This is a genomic window from Microterricola viridarii, from assembly GCF_001542775.1.
GTDB classification, from domain to species: domain Bacteria; phylum Actinomycetota; class Actinomycetes; order Actinomycetales; family Microbacteriaceae; genus Microterricola; species Microterricola viridarii_A.
The window spans coordinates 918243-941750 of the sequence record NZ_CP014145.1 but is presented as its reverse complement, the minus strand read 5'-3'; the positions used below and the strand labels follow the sequence as shown (position 1 = coordinate 941750).

Here is a 23508-nt window from a genome sequence, read left to right as displayed (position 1 = left end):
CGAGACTTTTCGGGGGCCGTGAGCGCGTGCGGCGTCCGCGAGCGCAGCGCGACCGCGACAACGCGCGGGCCTGGGGCTTAGAGCTCCGGCGGAAGCAGGTCGGGCCGCACCCGGCGGGTGCGCTCGATCTGCTGCTCGTGGCGCCAGCGGGCGATCGCGCCGTGGTCGCCGCTGCGCAGCACCGGCGGCACCTCACGCTCGCGCCACACGGCGGGCTTGGTGTAGCTGGGGTATTCGAGCAGGCCGTCTTCGTGGGACTCCTCGACAAGGCTCTCCGGGTTGCCGACGACGCCGGGGATCAGACGGCCGACGGCCTCGATCATGGCCATCACGGCCACCTCGCCGCCGTTCAGCACGTAGTCGCCGAGGCTCACCAGGCGCACACGCCCGCGGTCGGCATAGTGGTCGAACACGCGCTGGTCGATGCCCTCGTAGCGGCCGCAGCCGAACACGATCTGTTGTTCATGGGCCAGCTCGCGCGCCATCTTCTGGTCGAAGGGCACGCCGGCCGGCGAGGGGAAGATGATGATCGGGTCGTCGGCGCCGTTCTCGAGCACCGCATCCAGGGCTTCACCCCAGGGCTCCGGCTTCATCACCATTCCGGCGCCGCCGCCTGCCGGGGTGTCGTCGACGGTGTGGTGGCGGTCGTGGGTGAAGTCGCGCAGATTGTGCACGCCGAGTTCGATGAGGCCGTTCGCGCGGGCCTTGCCCAGCAGCGAGATGTCGAGCACATCGAAGAACTCGGGAAAAATCGTGACGATGTCGATGCGCATTGTTCAATCCTATGAGGGTGTGCCGACGAAGGCGTGCGGGAACAGAAACGGCGACGCGGATGACCGCGTCGCCGTTTCAGGTGATTCTGGGGGTGTTACTCGGGCTGGCCCGCGGCCTCGTCGTTCTCGACAGCGCCGTTCTCGACAGTGTCGGTCTCGACAGCGCCGTTCTCGACCGCAGCGGGCTCCGCGCCGTCAACCTCAGCGGTTGCGGGCTCGTCGTCCGGGAGCTCCTCGAAGAGGCCCGTCGGCGGCGTCACCGTGACAACGCCACCCGGGACATCGACGGCAGAGACGATGGCCTTCACGAACGGGACCATCACCTCACCGTTCGGAGTCTTCACGATGATGAGGTCCTGGGCGGGGAAGTGCTCGATGCGAGCGACCTGGCCGACCGTGACACCGTCGCGCACGACCTTGAGGCCGACGAGCTGGTGGTCGTACCAGGCGTCTTCCTCATCGGTCGACTCTGCGTCGTCCTGATCGATCCAGAGGATCGCCTTCGCCAGGGACTCGGCCGCGTCGCGGTCGGGAACGCCGACGAAGAAGCCGACCGGGTGGCTGTTGTACCAGCGCATCTCGGCCAACTCGATGGTCTTGCCGTGCCACGGGGAATCCGTGGGAACCTGCAAGGAGAACACGGCGCCCGGGACGAAACGTCGCCCCGGGTCATCCGTGAACAGCTCCAGCTTGATTGCACCCTTGAGGCCGTGCGCCTTGGTCAGGCGCCCAACCCGCAGTTGTGTGCGGCGCGCGTCGTCGTCACTCACGTTAGAAGTCAGTGTCAACGACGTCGACGCGAACGCGCTTGCCGTCGGCCAGCGCAGCCACGAGGGTGCGCAGAGCCTTGGCGGTGCGTCCGGCGCGACCGATCACCCGGCCGAGGTCCTCGGGATTCACACGAATCTCGAGCACGTCGCCGCGGGCGGAGTTCTTGGCCACAACCTGCACGTCGTCCGGGTGATCAACGATCCCCTTGACGAGGTGCTGCAAAGCGGGAGCGAGCAAGACTAGGCCTGCTCGTCCGCTGCGGGAGCGTCGGTGGTCTCTTCAGCAGCCGGAGCCTCTTCCTTCGCGGCAGGCTTCTCGGCCTTGGGCTTCAGAACGGGCTTCTTCTTCTCGTCGGCGACGAAGGCAGCCTTGGGCTCCTTCACCTGGACGGTGCTGACGGCGTTCTTGTCACCCTTGAACTGACCCCAGTCGCCGGTCAGCTTGAGGATGGCCGCAACCTGCTCGGTCGGCTGTGCGCCGACGCTGAGCCAGTACTGAGCACGCTCGGAGTTGACCTCGATGAAGGAGGGGTTCTCGGTCGGGTGGTACTTGCCGATCTCCTCGATGACGCGGCCATCGCGCTTAGTGCGCGAGTCGGCAACGACGATGCGGTAGTACGGTGCGCGGATCTTACCCATGCGCTTGAGACGAATCTTGACAGCCACAATTCTCCTGTGTGTTTTGTGAAATGGGCGAACTGACAGCCGTGAGCGTGGGGTGCACACTCGGCAAAAGCTCAAAGGGGCACTGTAAGTCTGATTAGAGGGTCGGACGAAACAGTGCTCGACAGACCATTCTTGCACCTATCTGCCGGGTGTCCCAATCCTGGGGCATAATTTTCACTGAAAGTTGCCGATCGGATGCCGCCGGCCGCCGCGTGGCAGAATTGCAGCGCTCCCCCACTCCTCTCAGAACGGTGTTGCCCGTGCAGATCAGTTTCGCCGAGTCGGCGCGTTCCAGCGTTGGCATCGAATGGGAGCTGGCGCTCGTCGACGGCGAGAGCGGGGAGCTCGTTGGCGTGGCCGCCGAGGTGCTCGAGGCGCTGGCCGGAGACGACGGCTCGCGGCATCCGCACATCACCGGCGAACTGCTGCTCAACACCGTCGAACTGGTCTCCTCTGTGCACACGAGCGTCGGCGACGCCGTGCGCGAGCTCGAGGGGCAGCTCGCCGAGGTGCGCCGGGTCACCGACCCACGCGGCGTCGAGCTGATCTGCAGCGGCTCACACCCCTTCGGCCAGTGGTATGACCAGCAGGTCACCGACAAGCCGCGCTACCACCGCCTGATCGAGCGCACCCAGTGGTGGGGGCGCAACATGATGATCTGGGGTGTGCACGTGCACGTGGGCATCGAGTCGCGCGACAAGGCCCTGCCGCTACTGGGCGGGCTGAGCAGCTACCTGCCGCACCTGCTGGCTCTCTCGGCCTCCAGCCCGTTCTGGGCGGGCGTGAACACCGGCTACGCCTCGAACCGGGCGCTGATGTTCCAGCAGCTGCCGACGGCCGGCCTGCCCTACGAGCTCGCCGCCTGGACCGACTACGAGCGCTACGTGCACGACATGAGCACGACGGGCATCATCGACGACTACACCGAGGTGCGCTGGGACATCCGACCGTCGCCGCACTGGGGCACCCTGGAGATGCGCGCCTGCGACGGCGTGTCCAGTGCTGCAGAGCTCGGCGCGGTGGCCGCGCTCATCCACTGCCTGGTCGAGCGGATGTCGCGCCAGCTGGACGCCGGCGAGACGCTCGCCTGGCTGCAGCCCTGGTACGCGCGGGAGAACAAGTGGCGCGCCGCCCGGTACGGGCTCGACGCCACCGTCATCCTCGACACGGCGGGGCGAGAAGCGCCGGTCTCCGACGAGCTGCGCCGCCTGGTTGCGGAGCTCGCCCCGATCGCCGAAGACCTCGGCTGCCCGGCCGAGCTCGCCGCCGTGCTGGACATCCTCAACCACGGTGCCAGCTACCAGCGGCAGCTCCGCACCGCCGAGGCCGCCGGCGGCGACCTGCGCGCTGTCGTGGCCGCGCTGTCCCGCGAGCTCCGCGGCGGCGGGATTGCCGCTACGGCGCCTCGCTGAGCGTCAGGGTCGTGCTGTGGGGCTCTGCCCCGCGCAGGTAGTCGATCTCGACGGTATCGCCCACCTTCTTGGTCAGTTTGATCCGGGTCAGCACCGCCGCGTCGATGGCCGGCTGGCCGTCGAGCGCCGTGATGATGTCACCGTCCTGGAGGCCGGCCGCATCCGCCGGCCCGCCCGGGGCGACGCCCTCGACGAACAGGCCGGGCTCGGTGTTGAACTTCGCCGCGACTTCCGCCGGGATCACGACGACCTGCATGCCGAAGTAGGGGTAGCTGACCTTCCCGGTCTCGATCAGCTGCTCGGCGAGCGTGATGGCCAGGTTCACCGGCACGGAGAATCCGATTCCGACACTGCCGCCGCCGGAGACGCCCGAGGCGTTCGGAACGGTGGCGATCGCCGAGTTCACGCCGATCTGGGCGCCGCTGCAATCGACGAGGGCGCCGCCGGAGTTGCCCGGGTTGATCGCGGCGTCGGTCTGGATGGCTCCGGCCAGCACGGCCGTCGTGCCGTCGTCGGCCGGCACGGGGACGTCGCGTCCGAGTGCGCTGACGATGCCGGCCGTGACGGAGCCGGAGAGCCCGAGGGGTGCACCGAGGGCGACGACGGGCTGCCCGACGGTGACGGTGTCTGAGTCGCCGATCGCGACCGTCGGAAGCTTCGAGTCGGCGTTGACCTTGACGACGGCGATGTCGGCCTGCGGGGAGCGCCCGACGAGCGTCGCCGGGATCTGCTGGCCGTTGCTGAAGATGACGACGATGCTCGCACCGTTCGCGGCGTCGGCGACGACGTGGTTGTTCGTGAGGATGTAGCCATCGTCGCGGATGATGGAGCCGGTGCCGACCCCGCCGCCGGCCTCACTGACCACATTGATGGTGACGATCGATGGCAGCACGGTGGCCGCCACGGTTTCGGCGTTGCAGGAGCCCCCCGCAGGAGAGTCGACCGTGCCCGTCGGGGAACTCGTCGCGCTTGCAGAGCCAGCCGTTCCGGCCGAGCCGGCGAGCTGGCCGAGGTAGCCGCCGAGGAACCCGCCGACAACACCGACGACGAGCGCGGCCCCCAGCAATGCGCCGGGGCGGGAGAAGAAGGGTGTGCGCTCAGCGACCGGTTGTGCCGGTGCGGCTGCGGGCAGTGTCGGCTCCGCGGCGGGCGGTGTCGCTGCCGCAGCGGGTGGTTCGGCCGGTGTCGGATTCTGTGGGGTGCGCCCCGGTTCCTCGTCCACTTGTTCCCCATTCCGTGCGAAGCGTTGCCGTTCTCGGAGTCTATGGCGCGACGGCGGAGTTCAGCCAGACCCACGCGGAGCGGCGCGTCATCGGCGCGACTCATTCCGAGGGCGACTCGTCGTCAGAGCAGCGCGTTCTTCGCGTCCCGCCAGGCGAGCCAGTCGCGCACCGGGGCGAGGTCGTAGTGCGGGCCGCTGATGCCGATCGTGAACAGCGTCGCCCCGAGGGCGTGCAGCTCGTCGGCCTCCGCCTGGCTGCGCGCGCGGAGCTCGACGGAGACCTCGATCTCGGCGGGGTCGCGGTCGACCCGCGCGCACCAGTCGCCGAGCACGCCGAGCTTGTGCTCGAGCACCTCCGCAGAGCTGAACGAGTGCCAGATGTCGGCGTGTTCGGCGACGATGCGAAGCGTCTTCTTCTCGCCGCCGCCGCCGATGAGCACGGGGATGTCACGGGTGGGCGGCGGGTTCAGCGCCCCCCAGCGGGCCCGAATGCGCGGCATCGCGTCGGAGAGCGCGTTGAGCCTGCTGCCGGCCGTGCCGAACTCGTAGCCGTACTCGGCGTAGTCGCGCTCGAACCAGCCGGCGCCGGTGCCGAAGAGGAACCGGCCACTCCCCCCGTCGCGGGCGCTGATGTTGTCGATGGTGCGGGCCATGTCGGCCTGCAGGTCGGCGTTGCGGTAACTGTTGCAGTTGACCAGCGCGCCGAATTCGATCCGGTTGGTCTGCTCGGCCCAGGCGGCGAGCATCGTCCACGACTCGAGGTGCAAGCCGTCCGGGTCACCGGTCAGTGGGAAGAAGTGGTCCCAATTGAAGACGATGTCCACGCCGAGATCTTCGATCTCGGCCACGGTGTCGCGGATCTTCGAGTAGTGCGCGTGCTGCGGCGCGATCTGCACGCCGAGTCGAACCCGCCGCGCGGGCGCCACAGCCGTCACGGCCTAGCCCTTGCCCAGTAGCTTCTGGAAGTTCGCGAGGTCGTCCTCGCTCGGCGCGGGTGCGCCGCCCAGACCGAAGCCGGAGCCGCTCGGCGCCGAGACTCCGCCGGGCTTGGCACCGCTGGCGATCGCCGCGTTCTCCGCGGCGCGCTTGGCGGGGTTGCCCGACTTGGAGCCCTTCCTCTTGGCCTGCTGCGCTCGGCCGCGGCCGATGCCGCCGGGGATCGGGCCCATGCCGGGAACCTGCGGCATGCCGCCCTTGGCAACGGTCTTCATCATCTTGGCAGCCTGCTCGAAGCGGCTGATGAGCTGGTTCACCTCGGTGACGCTCATGCCGGAACCCTTGGCGATGCGCAGGCGGCGTGAGCCGTTGAGCAGCTTGTGGTTGAGCCGCTCCGCCTTGGTCATCGACTGGATGATGGCCTCGGTGCGCACGATCTCGCGCTCGTCGAAGTTCTCCAGCTGCTGCTTCATGGCGCCGGCGCCGGGCAGCATGCCCATCATCTTCTTGATGGAGCCCATGTTGCGCAGCTGCTGCATCTGCTTGAGGAAGTCGTCGAGGGTGAAGCTGTCGGTCGCGAACTTCTCGGCGACCGCGCGGGCCTCGTCTTCGTCGAAGGCCGACTGGGCCTGCTCGATCAGGGTGAGGATGTCACCGAGGTCAAGGATGCGGCTGGCCATGCGGTCGGGGTGGAACGGCTCGAAGTCGTCCAGGCCCTCGCCGGTGGAGGCGAAGATGATCGGGCGTCCGGTGATGGAGGCCACCGAGAGGGCGGCACCACCGCGTGCGTCGCCGTCGAGTTTGGAGAGCACGACGCCGGTGAAGTCGACACCGTCCTGGAAGGCCTTGGCGGTTGCCACGGCATCCTGGCCGATCATGGCGTCGATGACGAAGAGCACCTCGTCGGGGTCGATGGCCTTGCGGATGTCGGAGGCCTGCTTCATCAGCTCGGCGTCGACGCCGAGGCGACCGGCGGTGTCAACAATGACGACGTCGTGCAGCTTCTGCTTGGCGTAGGCGACGCCGTCCTTGGCGACCTTGACCGGGTTACCGACGCCGTTGCCGGGCTCGGGGGCGAACACCGGCACGCCGGCCTGCTCCCCGACGACCTGCAGCTGGGTGACGGCGTTGGGGCGCTGGAGGTCGCTGGCGACCAGCAGCGGGGTGTGGCCGTCCTTGGCGAGCCACTTGGCCAGCTTGCCCGCGAGGGTGGTCTTACCGGCACCCTGGAGGCCGGCCAACATGATGACTGTCGGCGGCTTCTTGGCGAACTCGAGGCGGCGCTGCTGGCCGCCGAGGATCCGGATGAGCTCCTCGTTGACGATCTGAACGACCTGCTGGGCCGGGTTCAGCGCCTTGTTGACCTCGTCGCCGAGGGCGCGCTCGCGCACGGTGGCGGTGAAGTCCTTGACGACATCGAGGGCGACGTCGGCGTCGAGCAGGGCGCGGCGAATCTCGCGCACGGTGCCGTCGACGTCGGCAGCGGAGAGCTTGCCCTTCGTGCGCAGGTTCTTAAAGGTCTCGGCAAGCCGGTCGGAGAGCGTTCCAAATGTAGCCATGGTGCTGACAGTTTAGTTGAGTGCGGAGCCCTGTTCCGCCGCCACGGCGGCGTCGACCCGTTTCTGGAGGGCTGAGCGCACCTCTGGCCACTCCTCGGCGATGATCGAGAACATCACCGTGTCGCGCACCGTGCCGTCATCCCGCCGCATGTGCCGGCGGAGAACCCCCTCGTAGCGGGCGCCCAGACGCTCGATGGCGCGCTGCGACCGGGTGTTGCGGATGTCGGTCTTCAGCTGCACACGGCCGGCCCCGAGGGTGTCGAACGCGTAGCCGAGCAGCAGCAGTTTCGTCTCGGGGTTCACCGGACCCGCCCACACGGCCGGCGCGTAGGTGGTGGAGCCGATCTCGAGGCTGGCGTTCTCTGGCTGCACGTCGATGAGGCTGGTCGAGCCGATCACGCTGCCGGCTGGGAGCCCGCGGTGCTCGTGCAGGGTGCGCATGGTCCACTGCTGGCGGGTGGGCCGGGTGGCGGCACGGAGGCGTTGCGCGGCGTCGTCGATGGTGCGCGGCCGGCCGGCGACGTGCGTCCAGACGGCGTCGTCGTCGAGCGCGGTGAACAGCTCGGCGGCATCCCGCTCGGCATCGCCCGTCGCTAGCTCAACGAGCCGGCCGCGCAGCACGGTGTCGCCCGGCACCGGCCAGGACATCTCGGGCCAGGCGGTGTCTGCAGGGCGCGGGTCGGGGCGCGGGACGAAGCCGGCCACGGCTCAGCTCGCGGTCTCGGTGCCGATGACGTCGGCGTTGATGTTGAAGCGGGCGATCAGCACGGCGTCGCTCTCCCCCGGCGCGATCGAGTACTCGAACAGGGCGAACGGCTCGTCGTCGCCGGCGTTGTGCGGCAGGAAGCTGACCCGGAGCAGGCGCATCGAGCGCAGGAAGTCGATCTGCCGGTCGCCGGACTCGCGGCTCATGGCGTCATCGAGGATCTCGTCGCCGAGCTCGGCGACGCTCTGGTAGAAGTAGGCGATGGTGTTGGAGGTGTCGGTCGACAGCTCACCAACGAAGGCCTCGCGGGCGTCGGAGTCGAGGCCCTCCAGCTGGCCGATCATGCCGGCCGCGATGTCGAGGGACTCTTCTGCGACGTCGTTCTCGTCGGGTGCGCTCAGCGAGACGTCGACATCCTGCTCGCCGACCTCGACAGATTCCGACCAGTAGAGCTCGTCGTCGCTCTCGCTGCCGAGGTAGCCGAAAAAGTCGTGTTCGATGGCCATGCGTGTTTCTCCTTGGTGCCGGCGCGGGCCGACGAGGTTTCGGTCTGAGGTGTCGGCGCTAGCCGACGAGCTTCTGGGCGAAGACGTGCGGCGTGAAGCCGGTCAGGTCGTTGATTCCCTCGCCCTGGCCGACCAGCTTGATCGGGATGCCGGTCTTCTCCTGCACGGCGAGCACGAAGCCGCCCTTGGCGGAGCCGTCGAGCTTGGTCAGCACGAGGCCGGTGACGCCGGCGTGCTCGATGAACGCCTCCGCCTGGGCGAGGCCGTTCTGGCCGGTGGTGGCGTCGAGCACGAGCAGCACCTCGGAGATCGGCGCCTGCTTCTCGATCACGCGGCGGATCTTGCCGAGCTCGTCCATCAGGCCACCCTTGGTCTGCAGCCGGCCGGCGGTGTCGATGATGACGATCTCGGTGCCCTCGGCCTTGGCCCGCTCGATGGTCTGGAAGGCGACGGCGGCCGGGTCCTGGCCCTGCATCTGCGGGCGCACGATGCCGACGCCCGCACGCTCGGCCCAGGTGGCCAGCTGTTCGACGGCTGCGGCACGGAACGTGTCGGCAGCGCCGACGAGCACGGTGCGGTCGTAGCCGCGCAGGAACTTGGCGAACTTGCCGATCGTGGTGGTCTTGCCGACGCCGTTGACCCCGACGACGAGCACGACGGCGGGGCGCTCGGTGAGCTTGAGCGTCGAGTCCAGCTTCGCCAGCCGCTCCTCGATCGTCTCCCGCAGCATCCGCTGCAGGTCGGCCGGGTCGGTGGTGCGGTACTTGGCGACCTTGCCCCGCAGCTCGGTGACGAGCGCATCGGTCACATCCGGTCCGAAATCGGCCTTGATGAGGGCGTCCTCAAGGTCGCTCCAGGTGTCGTCGTCGATCGTCTTCTTCGCGAACATGCCGCGGAGCGCGCCAGAAAGAGACCAGGGGGTGCGTTCAGCCATATGCCCAGCTTAAGGCGTGCGCGTGCACCACCTTCACAGGAATAGCGGCCGCGACAGCACGGTTGGCCCCAGTCATGCCCAGGAATTCCGCACGCTCCCGCTCGTCCCGCCCCTCGCTGACCGTGATCGCGGCGATCGCCGTGGTGGCCACCGCCGTTGTTGGCGGCGGTGTCCTCATTGCCGTGACCGCGGCCGATCGCGCCGGCCAGACCTCCACGGCGAACGGAATCGGTGCCCCGAATCGCGGCGACTCCTCTGGACCGGTGACCTCTGGACCGGTGACCTCTGGCCTGCTGCATGCCGACACGCGCATGGGCGCGGTGAGCCTCACCGTGGCAGAACTGCCGGCGATGCGCAGCTTCTACGCCGACGCCGTTGGACTGGAGGTCATCGCCGAGAGCGAGTCAGAGGTCTCCCTCGGCCAGGGCGGTGAGACCCTCATCCGCCTGGTGCACGACGCCGCCGCGCCCGCCCGTGGCGGCTCCGACGCCGGCCTCTACCACTCCGCGATCCTGTTCCCGGATTCCGCGTCGCTGGCCGCGTCGCTGGCGCAGGTCGCCGAGCGCGCTCCGGCCAGCTACCAGGGCAGCGCCGACCACCGCGTGAGCCTCGCGTTCTACCTCGGCGACCCGGAGGGCAACGGCGTCGAGCTCTACGTCGACCGGCCGAGCAACGAGTGGGAGTGGGTCGACGGCCAAGTGACGATGGGCTCGGCGGACCTCGACCCCAACCAGTTCATCGCAGACAACCTCGATGAGTCGACCCCGGCATCCGCCGCAACGCTCGGTCACGTGCACCTGAGCGTCGGCGACCTCGACGCCGCCAGGGCCTTCTACGTCGACACCCTCGGCTTCGACATCACCAGCGAGTCCACCGGCGCCCTGTTCATGTCGGCCGGCGGCTACCACCACCACCTCGCCGCGAACACCTGGAACAGCGCGGGCGCCGGGGCGCGCGCGGCGACACAGGGACTCCGCGAGTTCACCGTCATCCTCGCCGACGGCGCCGAGCTGGATGCCGCGGCGGCCCGCCTGGCCGACGCGGGCGTGCCGACGGAGCACGCCGACGGCTCGCTCACCACTGAGGACCCGTGGGGCAACACCGTGCGCCTGCTCGACGCCGGCTCGCTCCCGGACAACGCCGGCTAGCCTTCCAGCGCCACGGGGGCGGCAGCTTCGGCGAGCTGGTGCCGGCGAGTTGGCTTCGGTCGCTGGCGCTCCCTCGAGCCAACGGGAGAAAGCACGCCGGCTGGAGGGCGCCGCGCCGCGACGAAGGAGCAGCGCAGCGCCCGAAGCCACGGAGCCAACCGACATGCGTCGCCCGGCTCCCGCGGGGTTGGCTTCGGTCGCTGGCGCTCCCTCGAGCCAACGGGAGGGCGAAACCCCCGCTGATTGAGCCTGTCGAAATCGAGGTCTCGACAGCCCGGACAGCGGGGCAGGCCGAGCAGCGGCACGGGCGCGGCAGGTCCCGCGGAGTTGGCTTCGGTCGCTGGCGCTCCCTCAATCCAACGGGAGAAAGCACGCCGGCTGGAGGGCGCCGCGCCGCGACGAAGGAGCAGCGCAGCGCCCGAAGCCACGGAGCCAACCGACATGCGTCGCCCGGCTCCCGCGGGGTTGGCTTCGGTCGCTGGCGCTCCCTCGAGCCAACGGGAGAAAGCACGCCGGCTGGAGGGCGCAGCGCCGCGACGAAGGAGCAGCGCAGCGCCCGAAGCCCCGGAGCCAACCGACATGCGTCGCCCGGCTCCCGCGGGGTTGGCTTCGGTCGCTGGCGCTCCCTCGAGCCAACGGGAGTGCGAAACCCCCGCTGATTGAGCCTGTCGAAATCGAGGTCTCGTCGTGCCGGACAGCGGGGCCGTCGAGGCCGAGTGCGGCTAGCCGGCGCGTTGCTCCGGCTCGGCTGAGCCTCTCTCGGCGGCGATGCGCTGGCCGACGACGGCGGAGACGCCGTCCTGCCGCATCGAGACGCCGTAGAGGGCGTCGGCGATCTCCATTGTGCGCTTCTGGTGGGTGATCACGATGAGCTGGCTGGATTCGCGCAGGTCCTGGAAGATCGTCAGCAGCCGGCCGAGGTTGGCGTCATCCAGGGCCGCCTCCACCTCGTCCATGATGTAGAACGGGCTGGGGCGCGCCTTGAAGATCGCGATCAGCAGGGCGACGGCCGCCAGCGAGCGCTCCCCGCCGGAGAGCAGCGAGAGCCGCTCGATCTTCTTGCCGGCCGGCTTGACCGAAACCTCGATACCGGTGGTGAGCATGTCATCTGGGTTGGTCAGCGTGATGCTGCCCGTACCGCCCGGGAACAGCACGGGGAACACCTGCCCGAAGGCCTCCCGGGTGTCTTCGAACGCGGCGGCGAAGATCGTCTGCATCTTCTCGTCGATCTCCTCGATGATGCTGAGCAGGTCGGCGCGGGTCTTCGTGAGGTCGCTGAGCTGCTCGGTGAGGAAGAGGTGGCGCTGCTCGAGCGCGGCGAACTCCTCGAGAGCGAGCGGGTTCACCCGGCCGAGCTGCGCGAAGGTGCGCTCGGCCTTCTCCAGCCGGCGCTGCTGCACGGCCCGGTCGAAGCGGCCGGGCTCCTCGCCGTCGCCCTCGGCGGGGATCTCCACCTCCGGGCCGTACTCGCTCACCAGCACGCCCTCGTCGAGCCCCAGCTCAGAGAAGGCGCGTTCCAGCAGGCTGGAGAGATGAAGCTTCTTCTCGTAGATCTGCAGTTCGAGCCCGTGCACGTTCTCGGTGATGACGGCGAGGCGCTCCCGCAGGGCCTGCTCCTCACGACGCAGCGTGGCGAGCTCGGCGTTCTCGGTCGCGCGCTTGCCTTCCGCCGTGGTCAGCTCCAGCCGGGCCTCGGCGACGGAAGCGTCGACGGAGGCGAGGATGGGCGGTAGCGCATTCACGACGGCGCTGGCGGCGTCCACCTGGCGCCGACGGATGACGGCCAGTCGCGCCGCCTCCTCGGCGGCCGCCCGCTCCTGCTCGCGCTGCCTGGCCAGGGCCTCGCCACGGGCATGCTCTGCGCGCACCCGCTCCCGGGCCGTCTCCAGGCCGAGCCTGGCCTCGATCTCGGTCTCCCTGGACTTCTCGAGTTCCGCGTAGAGCGCGTCGCGCGCGCTCGCGTCCAGCAGCGGCCGCGGCCGGGAGCGCGCCGTGTCCAGCTCGGCCTTCGCCTTCACGGCGGCGGCCTCGGCCTCGCCCACCCGGCCGGCAGCCAGCTCGAGCGCCTTGCTCAGCCTGTCGAACTCGGCGACGGCTGCCTCCGCCTGCACCCGGGCGCGGTTCAGCCGCTCTGTCTGCGCGGCGAGTGCCGAGTCGAACTCGCGCAGGGAGGCCAACGCCGCCTGAGCCTGGGACTTCGCGGTCTGGTGGCTGGCCCGCTGCTCGGTGAGGGCGAAGCGGGCGCGCTCGATCAGCGAGCCCAGCTCGCCGAGCCGTTCGGCCGCGGCATCCCGTTCGGCGAGAAGCTCGATGCGGCCCTGCTCGCCGCCGGATCCGCCGCGCAGCACATACTCGGTGAGGACCTCGCCTGCCCGGGTGACGACGGTGACAGGGGTGCCGGCGGAGGCGGTAGCCAGCTGCGGCGCCGCTGCACGGGCGGTGGCCAGGTCGTCGGCGATGACCACGTGGGCAAGCACGCCGAGCACACCGGGCGGGGCGGTGACGACGGATGTCGGGGCGGTGATTCCAGGAAGCGCGCTCCCGGGCAGGCTGGGCCGGCGCGGGCCGGAATCAGCGCCGGGCGCGGAGGCGCTGTCGGAATCTGGGTCGGCGATCACGAGCTCGACCCGGCCGAGGCCGTGCTCCGCCGCGTGGTCGACGGCCGCGTGGGCGTCCGCGCTGCTCTGCACCAGGATGGCGTCGGCAAGGGTGCCGAGCGCGGCGGCGATGGCGGCCTCGAAGCCGGGCCTGACCTGCACGCTCTCGGCGACGATGCCGCGCACGCCGTTCAGGCCGGCCGCGATCAACTCGGCCGAGCCGTCGCTGCTGTCGAGGGCCCGGGAGAGCGCGCTGACCTTGGCGGCGAGGGCGTCCTTCTCCCGCTCGCCGCTGTGCAGTTCATCGCGCAGGCGTTCGATCTCGGCCTCGGCCCGGGTGACCTGCGCCTGGGCGAGCTCGTAGCCCTCGTCGAGGTTCGTCTCGCTGGCCTCGTTCTGCTCGGCCGCCGACTCGAGCTCGGCGAAGTCGCGCTCGGCCTTGGCGCGGCGTTCCGCAGCCGCCTCCGAGGCGTTCTGCTGGCGGAGCACCTCGCCGCGCACGGCGGCGAGGCGGGAGGCCGCGGCATCCGCCGTGCCGGTGAGTTTGGTGATCTCGAGGTCGTGCCGCGAGACGAGGGCGCTCTGCGCGGCGATCTCGTCGTCGAGGGCGTCGAGCCGCTGCCGGGCTGCGGCCGTGTTGTTCTGAGCGGAGAGCAGGCCGGCCTCGGCGGCGGCGACGTTCTCGCGCAGCCGCTCGACCTCCTCCTGGGCCTCCTGCAGCATCGCCTGGCTGATGCCGGCGCCGCGCTCGAGCGTGCCCGGTTCGCTACCGAGCAGCGCGATGCGCTGGTTGGCCAGGGTGAACAGGCCACGCAGGCGCTCCTGCACCGATTCCAGGCCGAAGCTGGTGCGGCGGGCCACGTCGACGGCGTCGCCCAGCTGGGCCTGCTCAAGGCGCAGCACGCGATGCTGCTTCTGCTCGAGCTGCTCCTGCAACACGATCCGCTCGCTGTGTCGCTCGTGTTCTGTGCGGGTGTAGTCGTCGAGGGCCCGGCGCAGGCCCACGACCTCGTCGGCGACCAGGCGGGCGCGGGCGTCGCGCACGACGGCGGCGATCGACTGCGCCTCGCGGGCGATTGCGGCCTGCTTGCCGAGGGGTTTCAGTTGGCGTCGGATCTCGCCGGCCAGGTCGCTCAACCGGGTCAGGTTGGCCTGCATCGCGTCGAGTTTGCGCAGCGTCTTCTCTTTGCGGCGACGGTGCTTGAGGATGCCGGCGGCCTCCTCGATGAAGCCGCGGCGTTCCTCTGGGCTGGCGCGCAACACGGAGTCGAGCTGGCCCTGACCGACGATGACGTGCATCTCGCGGCCGAGGCCGGAGTCGCTGAGCAGTTCCTGCACGTCCAGCAGCCGGCATCCGCGGCCGTTGATGGCGTACTCGCTGGCCCCGTTGCGGAACAGCGTGCGGCTGATGGTGACCTCGGTGTACTCGATCGGCAGGGCGCCGTCGGAGTTGTCGATGGTGAGCGTGACCTCTGCCCGGCCGAGCGGGCCGCGGGAGGAGGTTCCGGCGAAGATGACGTCTTCCATCTTGCCGCCGCGCAGGGTCTTCGCGCCCTGCTCCCCCATCACCCAGGCGAGGGCGTCGACGACGTTGGACTTGCCGGAGCCGTTCGGCCCGACCACACAGGTGACGCCGGGCTCGAAGGCGAAGACGGTCGGCTGCGCGAAGGACTTGAACCCCTTGAGGGTCAGGCTCTTCAAATACACGCGTGCCTCGTTCTCTCTGTGCCCGGTGATCTGCCCGTCGGGTTTGGGCTCGCATCCCGCGCGGATACTGGCTCTACGGTACCGGCATTCGCCGCAGAATCCCGCAGAATCACCCGGTGAGCGGCAGATCCTCGCGCCGAGAGGCGAGCATCGCGACGGCACCGGCCAGCACGGCGCCGATCGCGTAGGCCCCGAGGTCCACAGCGGAGAAGGTCGTGCCGAACACCAAGCGGGCGGGCGGGAACACCGCCGCCCACTCCCCCGGCAGGCTGGTGAGCTGCAACAGCTCGACGGCCCAGCAGAGCGCCGCGCTGAGCAGGGCGATGCCCCACCAACTCACCCGGCCCCGCGGCCGCAGCAGCCAGGTCGCCGCGGTCACGAGCAGGAACACCAGCACGGCGTAGAGCACGCCGCCGAGGATGTCGCCGACAATGCCGCCGAGCGCGAACCGCGCCATGAGCCCCACGGCGATCGTCGCGAGCGCACTCAGGCCGAGCATGACCCAGCGGCGGGCGCGCGGTTTCGGCGTTGAGCTCATCGCGCCAGCCTACGCAGGCACCGCCGTGGAGGCGCGGCGGTGGACTGCACCGGGAGGACGAGACTTGCCCTCCTTCGATGCGATCCCTAGCCGAATCGGCGCTGCGGATGCAGAATCGGCACAGACAGAATCGGCACAGGCGGGTGCGCGCTGCGCACATGCAGAACGGACGGAGCACGCCATGAGCGACCACACCGCGCAGGACGGGATGCCGATCGAGATCCGCGAGGTGCCGATCCCCAACCACCTCGGCGGGGTCGGCGGGCGTTCCTTCGAGCTGGCCATCGAGTTCGCCGGGCTCATCGAGGCGGAGGCGTGGGGGCACCGCGACGCGTGGCTGGGGCCGGCATCCGCCCTGCCCGAGTACGGCCAGAGCGCCTTCACCCGCCGGGTGCTGCTGGCGGCTTGGCAGGGCGGGGAGGTCGTCGGCAGTGCGCGGGTGCGCTACGAGCTTGAGGACGGTGACACGACGGCGTTCCTGTGGGTGGCCACGCTGCCCCGGCTGCGCGGGCAGGGACTCGGCGACCGGCTGCTCGCCGCGGCCGAGCAGATCGCGCTGGATGCCGGCCGCACCGTGCTCTCCAGCTACACCGACCATTCAGCGCAGAGCCTCGCGGCGGCGCCGGAGGACGCGCACCGGCTGGCCGCCTCCGCCGGCGCCGCCGTCATCCCGGAGACCGACCCGCGGGCGCGCTTCGCCCTGCGGCACGGCTACACGCTGGCCCAGCTGGAGCGGGTGAGTGTGTTCGAGCGGGGGCATGGCGAGGACGGCCTGCCTGCGCTGCAGCGGGAGCTCGCCGAGGCCGCCCAGCACACGGGCGAACAGTACGAGCTGCAGAGTTGGGGCGAGGAGACGCCGGAGGAACACATCGATTCCTTCGCTGCGGCGCTCGGCCACATGGCGACCGACGCTCCGGCGGCCGACCTCGTGGTCGGCGCAGAGCGGTGGAACGCCGAGCGCGTGCGCGAGTACGAGGCGGAGGCGGCCGAGGCGGGCAGGGGCCTGCTGCGGGCCGTCGCCCTCGACCGCAGCACCGGTGCCGTCGTGGCCTACACCGAGCTCGAGCTGCCGGCAGAGCATCCGACCCTCGCCCACCAGGGCGACACGCTCGTGCTCGCGGAGCACCGCGGGCACGGCCTGGGCCAGCTGCTCAAGACCGCCAACCTGCTCAGCTTGGCCGAGGTCGCCCCGGCCAGGCGGCGGGTCTACACCTGGAACGCCGACGAGAACGAGCACATGTTGCGCATCAACAGCGGGCTCGGCTTCGAACCTGTCGGCTACATCGCCTCCTGGCAGAAGGTGGTCGAGCCGCCTGCCTAGCGCACTAGGCGGTGCTCGTAGGCGAAAGCGACGATCTGCAGCCGCGACACCAGGTCGAGCTTGACGAAGATGCTCGAGATGTGGCTCTTCACGGTCGTCTCCGAGATGTAAGCGGATGCCGCGATCTCAGCGTTGCTGAGGCCACGCGCGACCAGCAGGAACATCTCTTTCTCCCGCGCGGAGAGCGGCGCAATCACGCTGTCGTTCGCGGGCCGCTGGACGCCATACGGCACATCCTTGAGGAGAGCCACGGTGGAGTTCGGGGCACCCACCGACTCCCCGTGGTGCACGGCGTGGATGGCCGCCAGCAAGAACTCCGGGGTCGCGTCCTTCATCAGGAATCCGCTGGCCCCCGCCGTGATGGCGCGCAACGCTGCCACCTCGCGCTGGTGCGTGGTGAGGATGATGATACGAGGCGCGGTCGCGTCACCGCGCCCGCGCGTCTCGGCGAGGATGCGCTCCGTTGCCGTGATCCCGTCGAGCAACGCCTCGGAAATCCTCCCGAAGGAGGACGGCACGCCACGTACTGGGTCCTCACCTGCCCGTACGGCGGTCAGACACATGCCGAACGGTTATGGCTTCCTTAATCACGTGTAATATATAGAACACTGCGCCGCTGATCCGATCAGCTCCGCGCAGTCCGCACGAAGGCTTTCGCCGAATCGGATGATTCTTCATCCGCGATGGAATTCTTCGTGCCCCACAGCGGTTTGACCCATGCGGTAACACAATTCGCACACACCGCGGCACCCGCCCAGAATCGAGATCATGTCAGCCAGCACCGCCTCCGTCGCAGCCCCCGTCGCCGACGTCATCGCCGAGCACTCCGAGTGGCACGAGGCGCGCCTCGCGGCCCTCATTGCCCCGCAGGGCAACCTGGCGCTGGTGGAGACCCGCTGGCTGCCCGATGGTGTGCAGCAGAGCGCGAGCGACGCCCTCGTCGGCCAGCCCGCGACGGTGACCGCGACGGTACTGCAGCGCCGCAACCTGGACACGGGCGCGCCGGAGCACGGCGTGCGCCTCTGGGATTCCGCCTCCCCTGCCATCCAGGCCTTCGACACCGTCCCCGTCTTCGACTACGACCCGGCCTGGCTGATCCAGGCCGAGTTCACCCCGGTCGCCGAGGGCCGCACCGTGCCGTTCGAGCACATCCGCGACAACGGCGGCTCACGCGACCTCGTCGTGCCCGGCGACATCCGCTTCACCCTCGGCGACACCGAGTACACCATGAGCGCCTTCGACGACGGCGGCACCCTGCTGCTCGTGTTCGGCGACGCCACGAACGGCCAAGCCGGCGATACCGGAACGTACGGCTCCGGTCGCTTCCTGTTCGTGCAGCGCAGCGACGGTGGAAGCTTCGGCACGCCCGGCCCCGTCACTCTCGACTTCAACCGTGCCTTCGTGCCGCCGTGCGGCTTCTCGGTGCAGTACAACTGTCCGATGCCGCCGGCCCAGAACCGCTTCGCCCTGCCCGTAGAGGCCGGCGAGCGGGTGGCCCAGTTCACCGGCGGCTTCGACATCTACACCCTCTAGCTAGACACCTCCCCAGCACCACCTTCCCCACAGCACCACAACCCCCAGGAGTAACACGTGAAGAGATCCACGGGCGCCATTGCCCTGTCCGTCGCCGCAGCGCTGGCCCTGTCGGGTTGCGCAGCGGGCGGCGGCACCAGCAACACCGGCGGGGCGACTGCCGCCGACGCCACCATCGAGGTCGGATCGCTGTACGAGCCGCAGAACCTCAGCAACGTGGGCGGCGGCGGCCAGGGCGTCACCGAGGCGCTCACCGGCAACGTCTATGAGGGCCTGTTCCGCCTCACCGACTCCGGCGAGGTCGAGCCAGTGCTCGCCGCCAGCAACTCGGTGAGCGATGACGGGTTGACCTACACGTTCACGCTGCAGGATGGCGTCACCTTCCACTCGGGAGACCCGCTCACCTCCGCCGACGTCAAGTCGAGCATCGAGCGCGTCACGGCCGAGGATTCGCAGTCGGCCCGCAAGAAGAGCTTCTCGGTGATCAGCGACATCCAGACCCCGGATGACGCAACCGTCGTCATCACGCTGTCTGCACCGTCGATCTCCTTCATCTACAACCTCAGCTACATCTGGATCGTCAACGATGCCGCCACCGACATCAAGACGACCGAGGATGGCACCGGCCCGTACACGGTCGGCGACTGGAAGCGCGGCAGCTCGCTCAGCCTGGACAGCTGGAGCGGCTACTGGGGCGAGAAGGCCTCCAACAAAGAGGTCGTCTTCAACTACTTCACGGATGCCACGGCACTCAGCAACGCGCTGGTCACCAACCAGATCGACGTGATCACGAGCGTGCAGAGCCCCGACCAGCTCAGCCAGTTCACCGACAACCCGGACTTCGTCGTGAGCGACGGCGACTCCACCACCAAGGAGCTGCTCGCGTTCAACGACAAGGTCGCACCGTTCGACCAGGTCGCCGTGCGCAAGGCCGTTTACTCGGCCATCGACACCAAGAAGCTGCTCAACTCGGTGTGGGGCGACTACGGCACCCTGATCGGTTCGATGGTTCCGCCGACCGACCCGTGGTACGAGGACCTCACCCAGGTGAACCCCTACGACCCGGCGCTGTCCAAGAAGCTGCTCGCCGAGGCCGGACTGGCCGACGGGTTCGAGTTCACGCTCGACACCCCCAGCTACGACCCGCACCCGGCCGTCGCCGAGTTCCTGCAGAGCGAGCTGGCCAAGGTCGGCATCACGGTGAAGATCAACACGATCAGCGCCGACGAGTGGTACTCCAAGGTCTTCAAGGAGCGCAACTTCGAGGCGACCCTGCAGGAGCACGTGAACGACCGCGACGTGGTCTGGTACGGAAACCCCGACTTCTACTGGGGCTACAACAACCCGCAGGTCACCCAGTGGGTTGCCGAGGCCGAGGCCGCCAGCAGCACCGACGAGCAGACCGCGAAGCTCAAGCTGGTCAACGAGCAGATCGCTCAGGATGCCGCCAGCGTCTGGCTCTACCTCTACCCGCAGATCGTTGTCGCGAACAGCGACATCTCGGGGTACGGAGTCAACGGGCTGAACTCGCAGTTCTTCGTCTCGAAGATCGTGCGCAAGTAGTCGCCTCAGTGCACTGATCACACCACCACCCTGTGGGCCGGGAACCGCGGTTGCGGTATCCCGGCCTTCAGGCCTTAACCTGAAGTCTCAATGACCGTCTATCTTCTGCGCCGATTCGGCTTCCTGGTGATCTCCTTCGCGATCGCGATGGTGGTGCTGTTCCTGCTGCTGCGCGTGCTGCCCGGCGACCCGGCCAACGCCCTGCTCTCGGTGAACGCCACCCAGCAGCAGATCGACGCGGCCCGCGCCCAGGTCGGCTCCGACCTTCCGCTGACCGCGCAGTTCGTGGACTGGTTCGGCGGCGTGCTCAGCCTCGATCTCGGCAGCTCCTTCATCAGCTCGCTGCCCGTCGGCCCCGAGATCGCTGCCCGCATGAACGTGACCATCCCGCTCACGCTGCTCTCCTTCGGCCTGGCCCTGCTGATCGCCCTGCCGGCCGGCTTCATCGCCGCCGTGCGCGCCGACCGCTGGTACGGCATCCTGCTCTCCGGTTTCTCGCAGCTCGGCATCGCCGTGCCCGTCTTCTGGGTCGGGATGCTGCTGGTCAACGTGTTCGCCGTCAACCTGCGGTGGCTGCCCTCCGGCGGCTTCCCGCGCGACGACTGGGCCGACCCTGGCGCCGCGCTGACCTCGCTGGCCCTGCCGGTGATCACCATCGCGTTGGTGATGAGCGCCTCGCTCACCCGCTACATCCGCTCGGCCACCCTCGACGTGATCGGCAGTGACTACCTGCGCTCCGCCCGCGCGCAGGGGGCCAGCTTCTCCGGCGCGTTCTGGCGGCACGGGCTGCGCAACGGGAGCGTCCCCGTCGTGGCAATCCTCGGCATCGAGCTGGCCACCACGTTCCTCGGCGCCGTCGTCGTCGAGAGCGTCTTCACTCTGCCCGGGCTGGGCAGCATGCTGCTCACGGCCGTGCAACAGCACGACTACCCGAACATCCAGGGCATCCTGCTGGTGAGCACCCTCCTCGTGCTGGTGATCGGCTTCCTCGCCGACGTTGCCCAGCGCCTCATCGACCCGCGCCTGCGCGCGAGCATCTCGGGGAACGGAATCCGATGACCGCCGTGACCCCGCCGACGCCACACAGCACGTCTCACCGCGGCTGAAGGGCGCACGCCGCTCGCGCACGCTGGCCATCGGCATCGCCTTCGTCGGGCTGATCGTGGCCGTCGCCCTGATCTCCCTGGTCTGGCTGCCCTACGAGCCGTCCGACACCTCCGGCGGCCGGCTGGAGGCCCCCAGCTGGGAGCACTGGCTCGGCACCGACAAATTCGGGCGCGACCTGGTCACCCAGCTGATGATCGGCGCCCGCATCGCGATCACGGTCGGCTGCGGCGCGGTCGCCGTCGGCGCCGCGATCGGCATCACGGTCGGGCTGATCGCCGCCTTCGCCAAGCCGTGGCTCGACGACACCATCTCTGCCACCCTCGATGTGCTGATCGCGTTCCCCGTGCTGCTGCTGGCGATGCTGATCGTCGCGGCCCAGGGCGCGTCGCTCGGCACCGCCATCCTGGCCATCGGCATCGCCCTCTCCGCCGTCGTCGCCCGGCTCACCCGGATCCTGGCCAGCCAGGTGCTGCGCGCCCAGTACGTGACGGCCGCGCGCACCTCCGGCACCCGCGTGTTCGGCATCATCGGCCAGCACGTGCTGCCGAACATCTGGCCGACGCTCGGCGTCAACCTCGCGCTGCTCTTCGGCGCGGCGGTGCTCGCCGAGGCGAGCCTGTCTTACCTGGGGCTCGGCGCTCCCCCGCCCAACGCCTCGTGGGGTCGCATGCTGCAGGAGGCCCAGGCCACGTTCACGACGGCCCCGGCCGGCGCGATCGCCCCCGGCATCGCGCTCGTCATCCTCGTCGTCGGCGTCAACTTCATCGCCGACGGCCTGCGCGACCTCGCAGACCCGACCCGAAAGCGTTCCCGATGAGCCTGCTCCGCATCGACAATCTGTCGGTCAGCTCCGCCTCCGCCGCACCGGATGCCGCGCCGCTCGTCGACGAGCTCAGCTTTTCGCTCGAGCGCGGAGCGCGCCTTGGCCTGATCGGCGAGTCCGGTTCCGGCAAGTCGCTCACCTCGCTGGCGATCACCGGTCTGCTGCCCACAGGGCTGGAGGCCAGCGGAAGCGTCATCCTGAACGACACGGAGGTGATCGGCGCGGACGACCGCGTGCTCCGCCCCCTGCGCGGCCCCGTCGCCTCGATCGTGTTCCAGGAGCCGCTGACCGCCCTCGACCCGCTGATGCGTGTCGGACGCCAGGTGGCCGGCCCCATCCGCCGGCACCGCGGCCTGCGCGGGGCGGCCCTGGACACGGCCGTGCGCGAGGCCCTGGACGAGGTGGCACTGCCCGACCTCGACCGGATGCTGCGGGCCTACCCGCACGAGATCTCCGGCGGCCAGCGCCAGCGCGTCGCCATCGCCATCGCCCTGGCCAGCCGGCCGGCACTGCTGATCGCCGACGAGCCGACCACCGCGCTGGACGTGACCGTGCAGGCCGAGGTGCTCCAGTTGCTGAACCGGCTCGTGGACGAACGGGCGATGGCGTTGCTGTTCATCAGCCATGACCTCGCCGTCGTCTCGTCGATGGTCGACGAGGTGATCGTGCTGAGCAAAGGCGTGGCCGTCGAGCGCGGACCGGTCACCGGCGTGCTTCGTGCACCGCAGCACGAGTACACGGCTCGGCTCGTCGCCAGCGCCGCGGCGCTGGACGGCGCGTTGGACGCCCCACGACCGAGTTCACCGGGACCGGACACAACGCGACCGGATTCAGAGGCAGGGCAGGGCGCAGCATGACCGAACACGACACGACAGCGCCCGGCACGACTGCGCCGCCGGTGCTCGCGCTCCGCGGGGCCGGCTACCGCTACCACCGCGCCGGCCTCGCCCTGGACGGGGTCGAGCTGTCGATCGCCGCGGGCGAGAGCGTCGGGCTCGTCGGAGAGTCCGGCGCGGGCAAGACGACGGCTCTCCGGCTGTTGTTGGGCCTGGACGCCCCGAGCAGCGGCGCCGTGCTCTTCGACGGCGAGCCGCTCAACCGACGTGACACCGCGCAGATTCGCCGCTTCCGCCGCTCCGTGCAGGCCGTCTTCCAAGATCCGTACTCCTCGCTGGACCCACGCCAGCGCATCGACCGAATTGTGAGCGAGCCGCTGCGATCGCTCGGCATCGCCAGCGGGCGGGACGCCACCGTGCGGGCGGCATCCGCCCTGGAATCGGTCGGTCTCGACGCCGACGTGCTGCACCGTTACCCGCATGAGTTCTCCGGCGGTCAACGGCAGCGCATCGCGATCGCCCGCGCCGTCGTCTGCCAGCCGCGACTGCTGCTCGCCGACGAACCGGTGAGCGCGCTCGACATGAGCACCCGCATCCAGGTGATCGAGCTGCTGCAGGGGCTGCGCGAGCGCACCGGCCTCGCCCTGGTCATGGTCTCGCACGACCTCGGCGCCGTCGCCTCGCTCTGTGAGCGCACCGTCGTACTTCAGGCCGGCCGGGTCGTGGAGGCAGGGCTAACAACGCAGCTGCTGCACGCGCCGGCCGAGGAGTACACGCGCGCGCTCATCGCCGCTGTGCCGCGCCTCCCCCGCGTCTAGCCCGTCGTCTGCCCGCGACCAGCCAGTCGTCTG

General features: G+C 69.6%; 22 protein-coding genes. 9 read left to right on the top strand and 13 right to left on the bottom strand.

Going from position 1 to position 23508, the window contains the following annotated elements; translation table 11 throughout:
* Positions 1 to 77: 77 nt before the first annotated feature.
* From trmD to rpsP, 4 genes are all read right to left on the bottom strand, one after another.
* Positions 78 to 773, bottom strand: a complete 696-nt coding sequence (gene trmD, locus AWU67_RS04200) for a tRNA (guanosine(37)-N1)-methyltransferase TrmD (protein WP_067226881.1) — start codon at positions 771 to 773, stop codon at positions 78 to 80.
* A 95-nt stretch (positions 774 to 868) separates the two neighbouring features.
* The gene (gene rimM, locus AWU67_RS04195) at positions 869 to 1543 is read right to left on the bottom strand and encodes a ribosome maturation factor RimM (RefSeq protein ID WP_234407360.1); all 675 of its coding nucleotides are present in this window, start codon (positions 1541 to 1543) and stop codon (positions 869 to 871) included.
* Between the two features lies 1 nt (position 1544).
* A complete protein-coding gene (locus AWU67_RS04190; protein WP_067226880.1) occupies positions 1545 to 1781 on the bottom strand; it encodes an RNA-binding protein in 237 nt (78 codons plus the stop codon).
* Positions 1782 to 1783: 2 nt separating this feature from the next.
* The gene (gene rpsP, locus AWU67_RS04185) at positions 1784 to 2209 is read right to left on the bottom strand and encodes a 30S ribosomal protein S16 (RefSeq protein ID WP_067226879.1); all 426 of its coding nucleotides are present in this window, start codon (positions 2207 to 2209) and stop codon (positions 1784 to 1786) included.
* Between the two features lie 260 nt (positions 2210 to 2469).
* Between rpsP and AWU67_RS04180 the strand changes: the two genes are divergently transcribed.
* Positions 2470 to 3621, top strand: coding sequence for a glutamate--cysteine ligase (locus AWU67_RS04180; protein WP_067232130.1), 1152 nt, complete (start codon positions 2470 to 2472; stop codon positions 3619 to 3621).
* Here AWU67_RS04180 and AWU67_RS04175 read toward each other — a convergent pair.
* The 6 genes from AWU67_RS04175 to ftsY all read right to left on the bottom strand — a co-directional run bounded on the left by AWU67_RS04175 (position 3605) and on the right by ftsY (position 9484).
* Positions 3605 to 4843, bottom strand: a complete 1239-nt coding sequence (locus AWU67_RS04175) for a S1C family serine protease (protein ID WP_199922340.1) — start codon at positions 4841 to 4843, stop codon at positions 3605 to 3607. The genes AWU67_RS04180 and AWU67_RS04175 overlap by 17 nt on opposite strands.
* Before the next feature lie 122 nt (positions 4844 to 4965).
* Complete coding sequence (locus AWU67_RS04170; protein WP_067232123.1) at positions 4966 to 5769, bottom strand: LLM class F420-dependent oxidoreductase; 804 nt, start codon at positions 5767 to 5769, stop codon at positions 4966 to 4968.
* Between the two features lie 12 nt (positions 5770 to 5781).
* Complete coding sequence (gene ffh, locus AWU67_RS04165; protein ID WP_067226878.1) at positions 5782 to 7338, bottom strand: signal recognition particle protein; 1557 nt, start codon at positions 7336 to 7338, stop codon at positions 5782 to 5784.
* 12 nt (positions 7339 to 7350) lie between these two features.
* Positions 7351 to 8043 carry a GNAT family N-acetyltransferase gene (locus AWU67_RS04160; protein ID WP_067226877.1) on the bottom strand — a complete coding sequence of 231 codons (693 nt, stop codon included), beginning with the start codon at positions 8041 to 8043 and terminating at the stop codon, positions 7351 to 7353.
* 3 nt (positions 8044 to 8046) lie between these two features.
* Complete coding sequence (locus AWU67_RS04155; protein ID WP_067226876.1) at positions 8047 to 8550, bottom strand: DUF2004 domain-containing protein; 504 nt, start codon at positions 8548 to 8550, stop codon at positions 8047 to 8049.
* Between the two features lie 58 nt (positions 8551 to 8608).
* Positions 8609 to 9484 (bottom strand): signal recognition particle-docking protein FtsY, encoded by an 876-nt coding sequence (gene ftsY, locus AWU67_RS04150; RefSeq protein WP_067226875.1) that lies wholly within the window; start codon positions 9482 to 9484, stop codon positions 8609 to 8611.
* A 74-nt stretch (positions 9485 to 9558) separates the two neighbouring features.
* On the opposite strand from ftsY, the gene AWU67_RS04145 reads away from it, so the two are divergent.
* Positions 9559 to 10632 carry a VOC family protein gene (locus tag AWU67_RS04145; RefSeq protein ID WP_234407359.1) on the top strand — a complete coding sequence of 358 codons (1074 nt, stop codon included), beginning with the start codon at positions 9559 to 9561 and terminating at the stop codon, positions 10630 to 10632.
* Positions 10633 to 11354: 722 nt separating this feature from the next.
* On the opposite strand, the gene smc is transcribed toward AWU67_RS04145, so the two are convergent.
* Both smc and AWU67_RS04135 read right to left on the bottom strand, forming a co-directional pair.
* A complete protein-coding gene (gene smc, locus AWU67_RS04140; protein WP_067226874.1) occupies positions 11355 to 14936 on the bottom strand; it encodes a chromosome segregation protein SMC in 3582 nt (1193 codons plus the stop codon).
* 109 nt (positions 14937 to 15045) lie between these two features.
* A complete protein-coding gene (locus AWU67_RS04135; RefSeq protein ID WP_082717134.1) occupies positions 15046 to 15474 on the bottom strand; it encodes a DUF2809 domain-containing protein in 429 nt (142 codons plus the stop codon).
* Positions 15475 to 15655: 181 nt separating this feature from the next.
* Here AWU67_RS04135 and AWU67_RS04130 point away from each other — a divergent pair, with 181 nt between their 5' ends.
* Positions 15656 to 16795, top strand: coding sequence for a GNAT family N-acetyltransferase (locus tag AWU67_RS04130; protein ID WP_067226872.1), 1140 nt, complete (start codon positions 15656 to 15658; stop codon positions 16793 to 16795).
* On the opposite strand, the gene AWU67_RS04125 is transcribed toward AWU67_RS04130, so the two are convergent.
* The gene (locus tag AWU67_RS04125; RefSeq protein ID WP_067226871.1) at positions 16792 to 17280 is read right to left on the bottom strand and encodes a response regulator transcription factor; all 489 of its coding nucleotides are present in this window, start codon (positions 17278 to 17280) and stop codon (positions 16792 to 16794) included. The two genes, AWU67_RS04130 and AWU67_RS04125, sit on opposite strands and share 4 nt — an antisense overlap.
* A 283-nt stretch (positions 17281 to 17563) precedes the next feature.
* On the opposite strand from AWU67_RS04125, the gene AWU67_RS04120 reads away from it, so the two are divergent.
* From AWU67_RS04120 to AWU67_RS04095, 6 genes are all read left to right on the top strand, one after another.
* Positions 17564 to 18328 (top strand): DUF1684 domain-containing protein, encoded by a 765-nt coding sequence (locus AWU67_RS04120; RefSeq protein ID WP_067226870.1) that lies wholly within the window; start codon positions 17564 to 17566, stop codon positions 18326 to 18328.
* Positions 18329 to 18385: 57 nt separating this feature from the next.
* Entirely contained in the window at positions 18386 to 19891 is a 1506-nt protein-coding gene (locus tag AWU67_RS04115) for an ABC transporter substrate-binding protein (RefSeq protein WP_067226869.1), read from the top strand.
* 90 nt (positions 19892 to 19981) lie between these two features.
* Positions 19982 to 20950, top strand: coding sequence for an ABC transporter permease (locus AWU67_RS04110; RefSeq protein ID WP_067226868.1), 969 nt, complete (start codon positions 19982 to 19984; stop codon positions 20948 to 20950).
* Positions 20889 to 21815, top strand: a complete 927-nt coding sequence (locus tag AWU67_RS04105; RefSeq protein ID WP_082716762.1) for an ABC transporter permease — start codon at positions 20889 to 20891, stop codon at positions 21813 to 21815. Before AWU67_RS04110 ends, AWU67_RS04105 begins: the two co-directional genes overlap by 62 nt.
* Positions 21812 to 22678, top strand: coding sequence for an ATP-binding cassette domain-containing protein (locus AWU67_RS04100; RefSeq protein WP_067226867.1), 867 nt, complete (start codon positions 21812 to 21814; stop codon positions 22676 to 22678). The genes AWU67_RS04105 and AWU67_RS04100 overlap by 4 nt, the downstream gene beginning before the upstream one ends.
* Positions 22675 to 23475 (top strand): ABC transporter ATP-binding protein, encoded by an 801-nt coding sequence (locus tag AWU67_RS04095; protein ID WP_067226866.1) that lies wholly within the window; start codon positions 22675 to 22677, stop codon positions 23473 to 23475. Before AWU67_RS04100 ends, AWU67_RS04095 begins: the two co-directional genes overlap by 4 nt.
* Positions 23476 to 23508 lie beyond the last annotated feature (33 nt).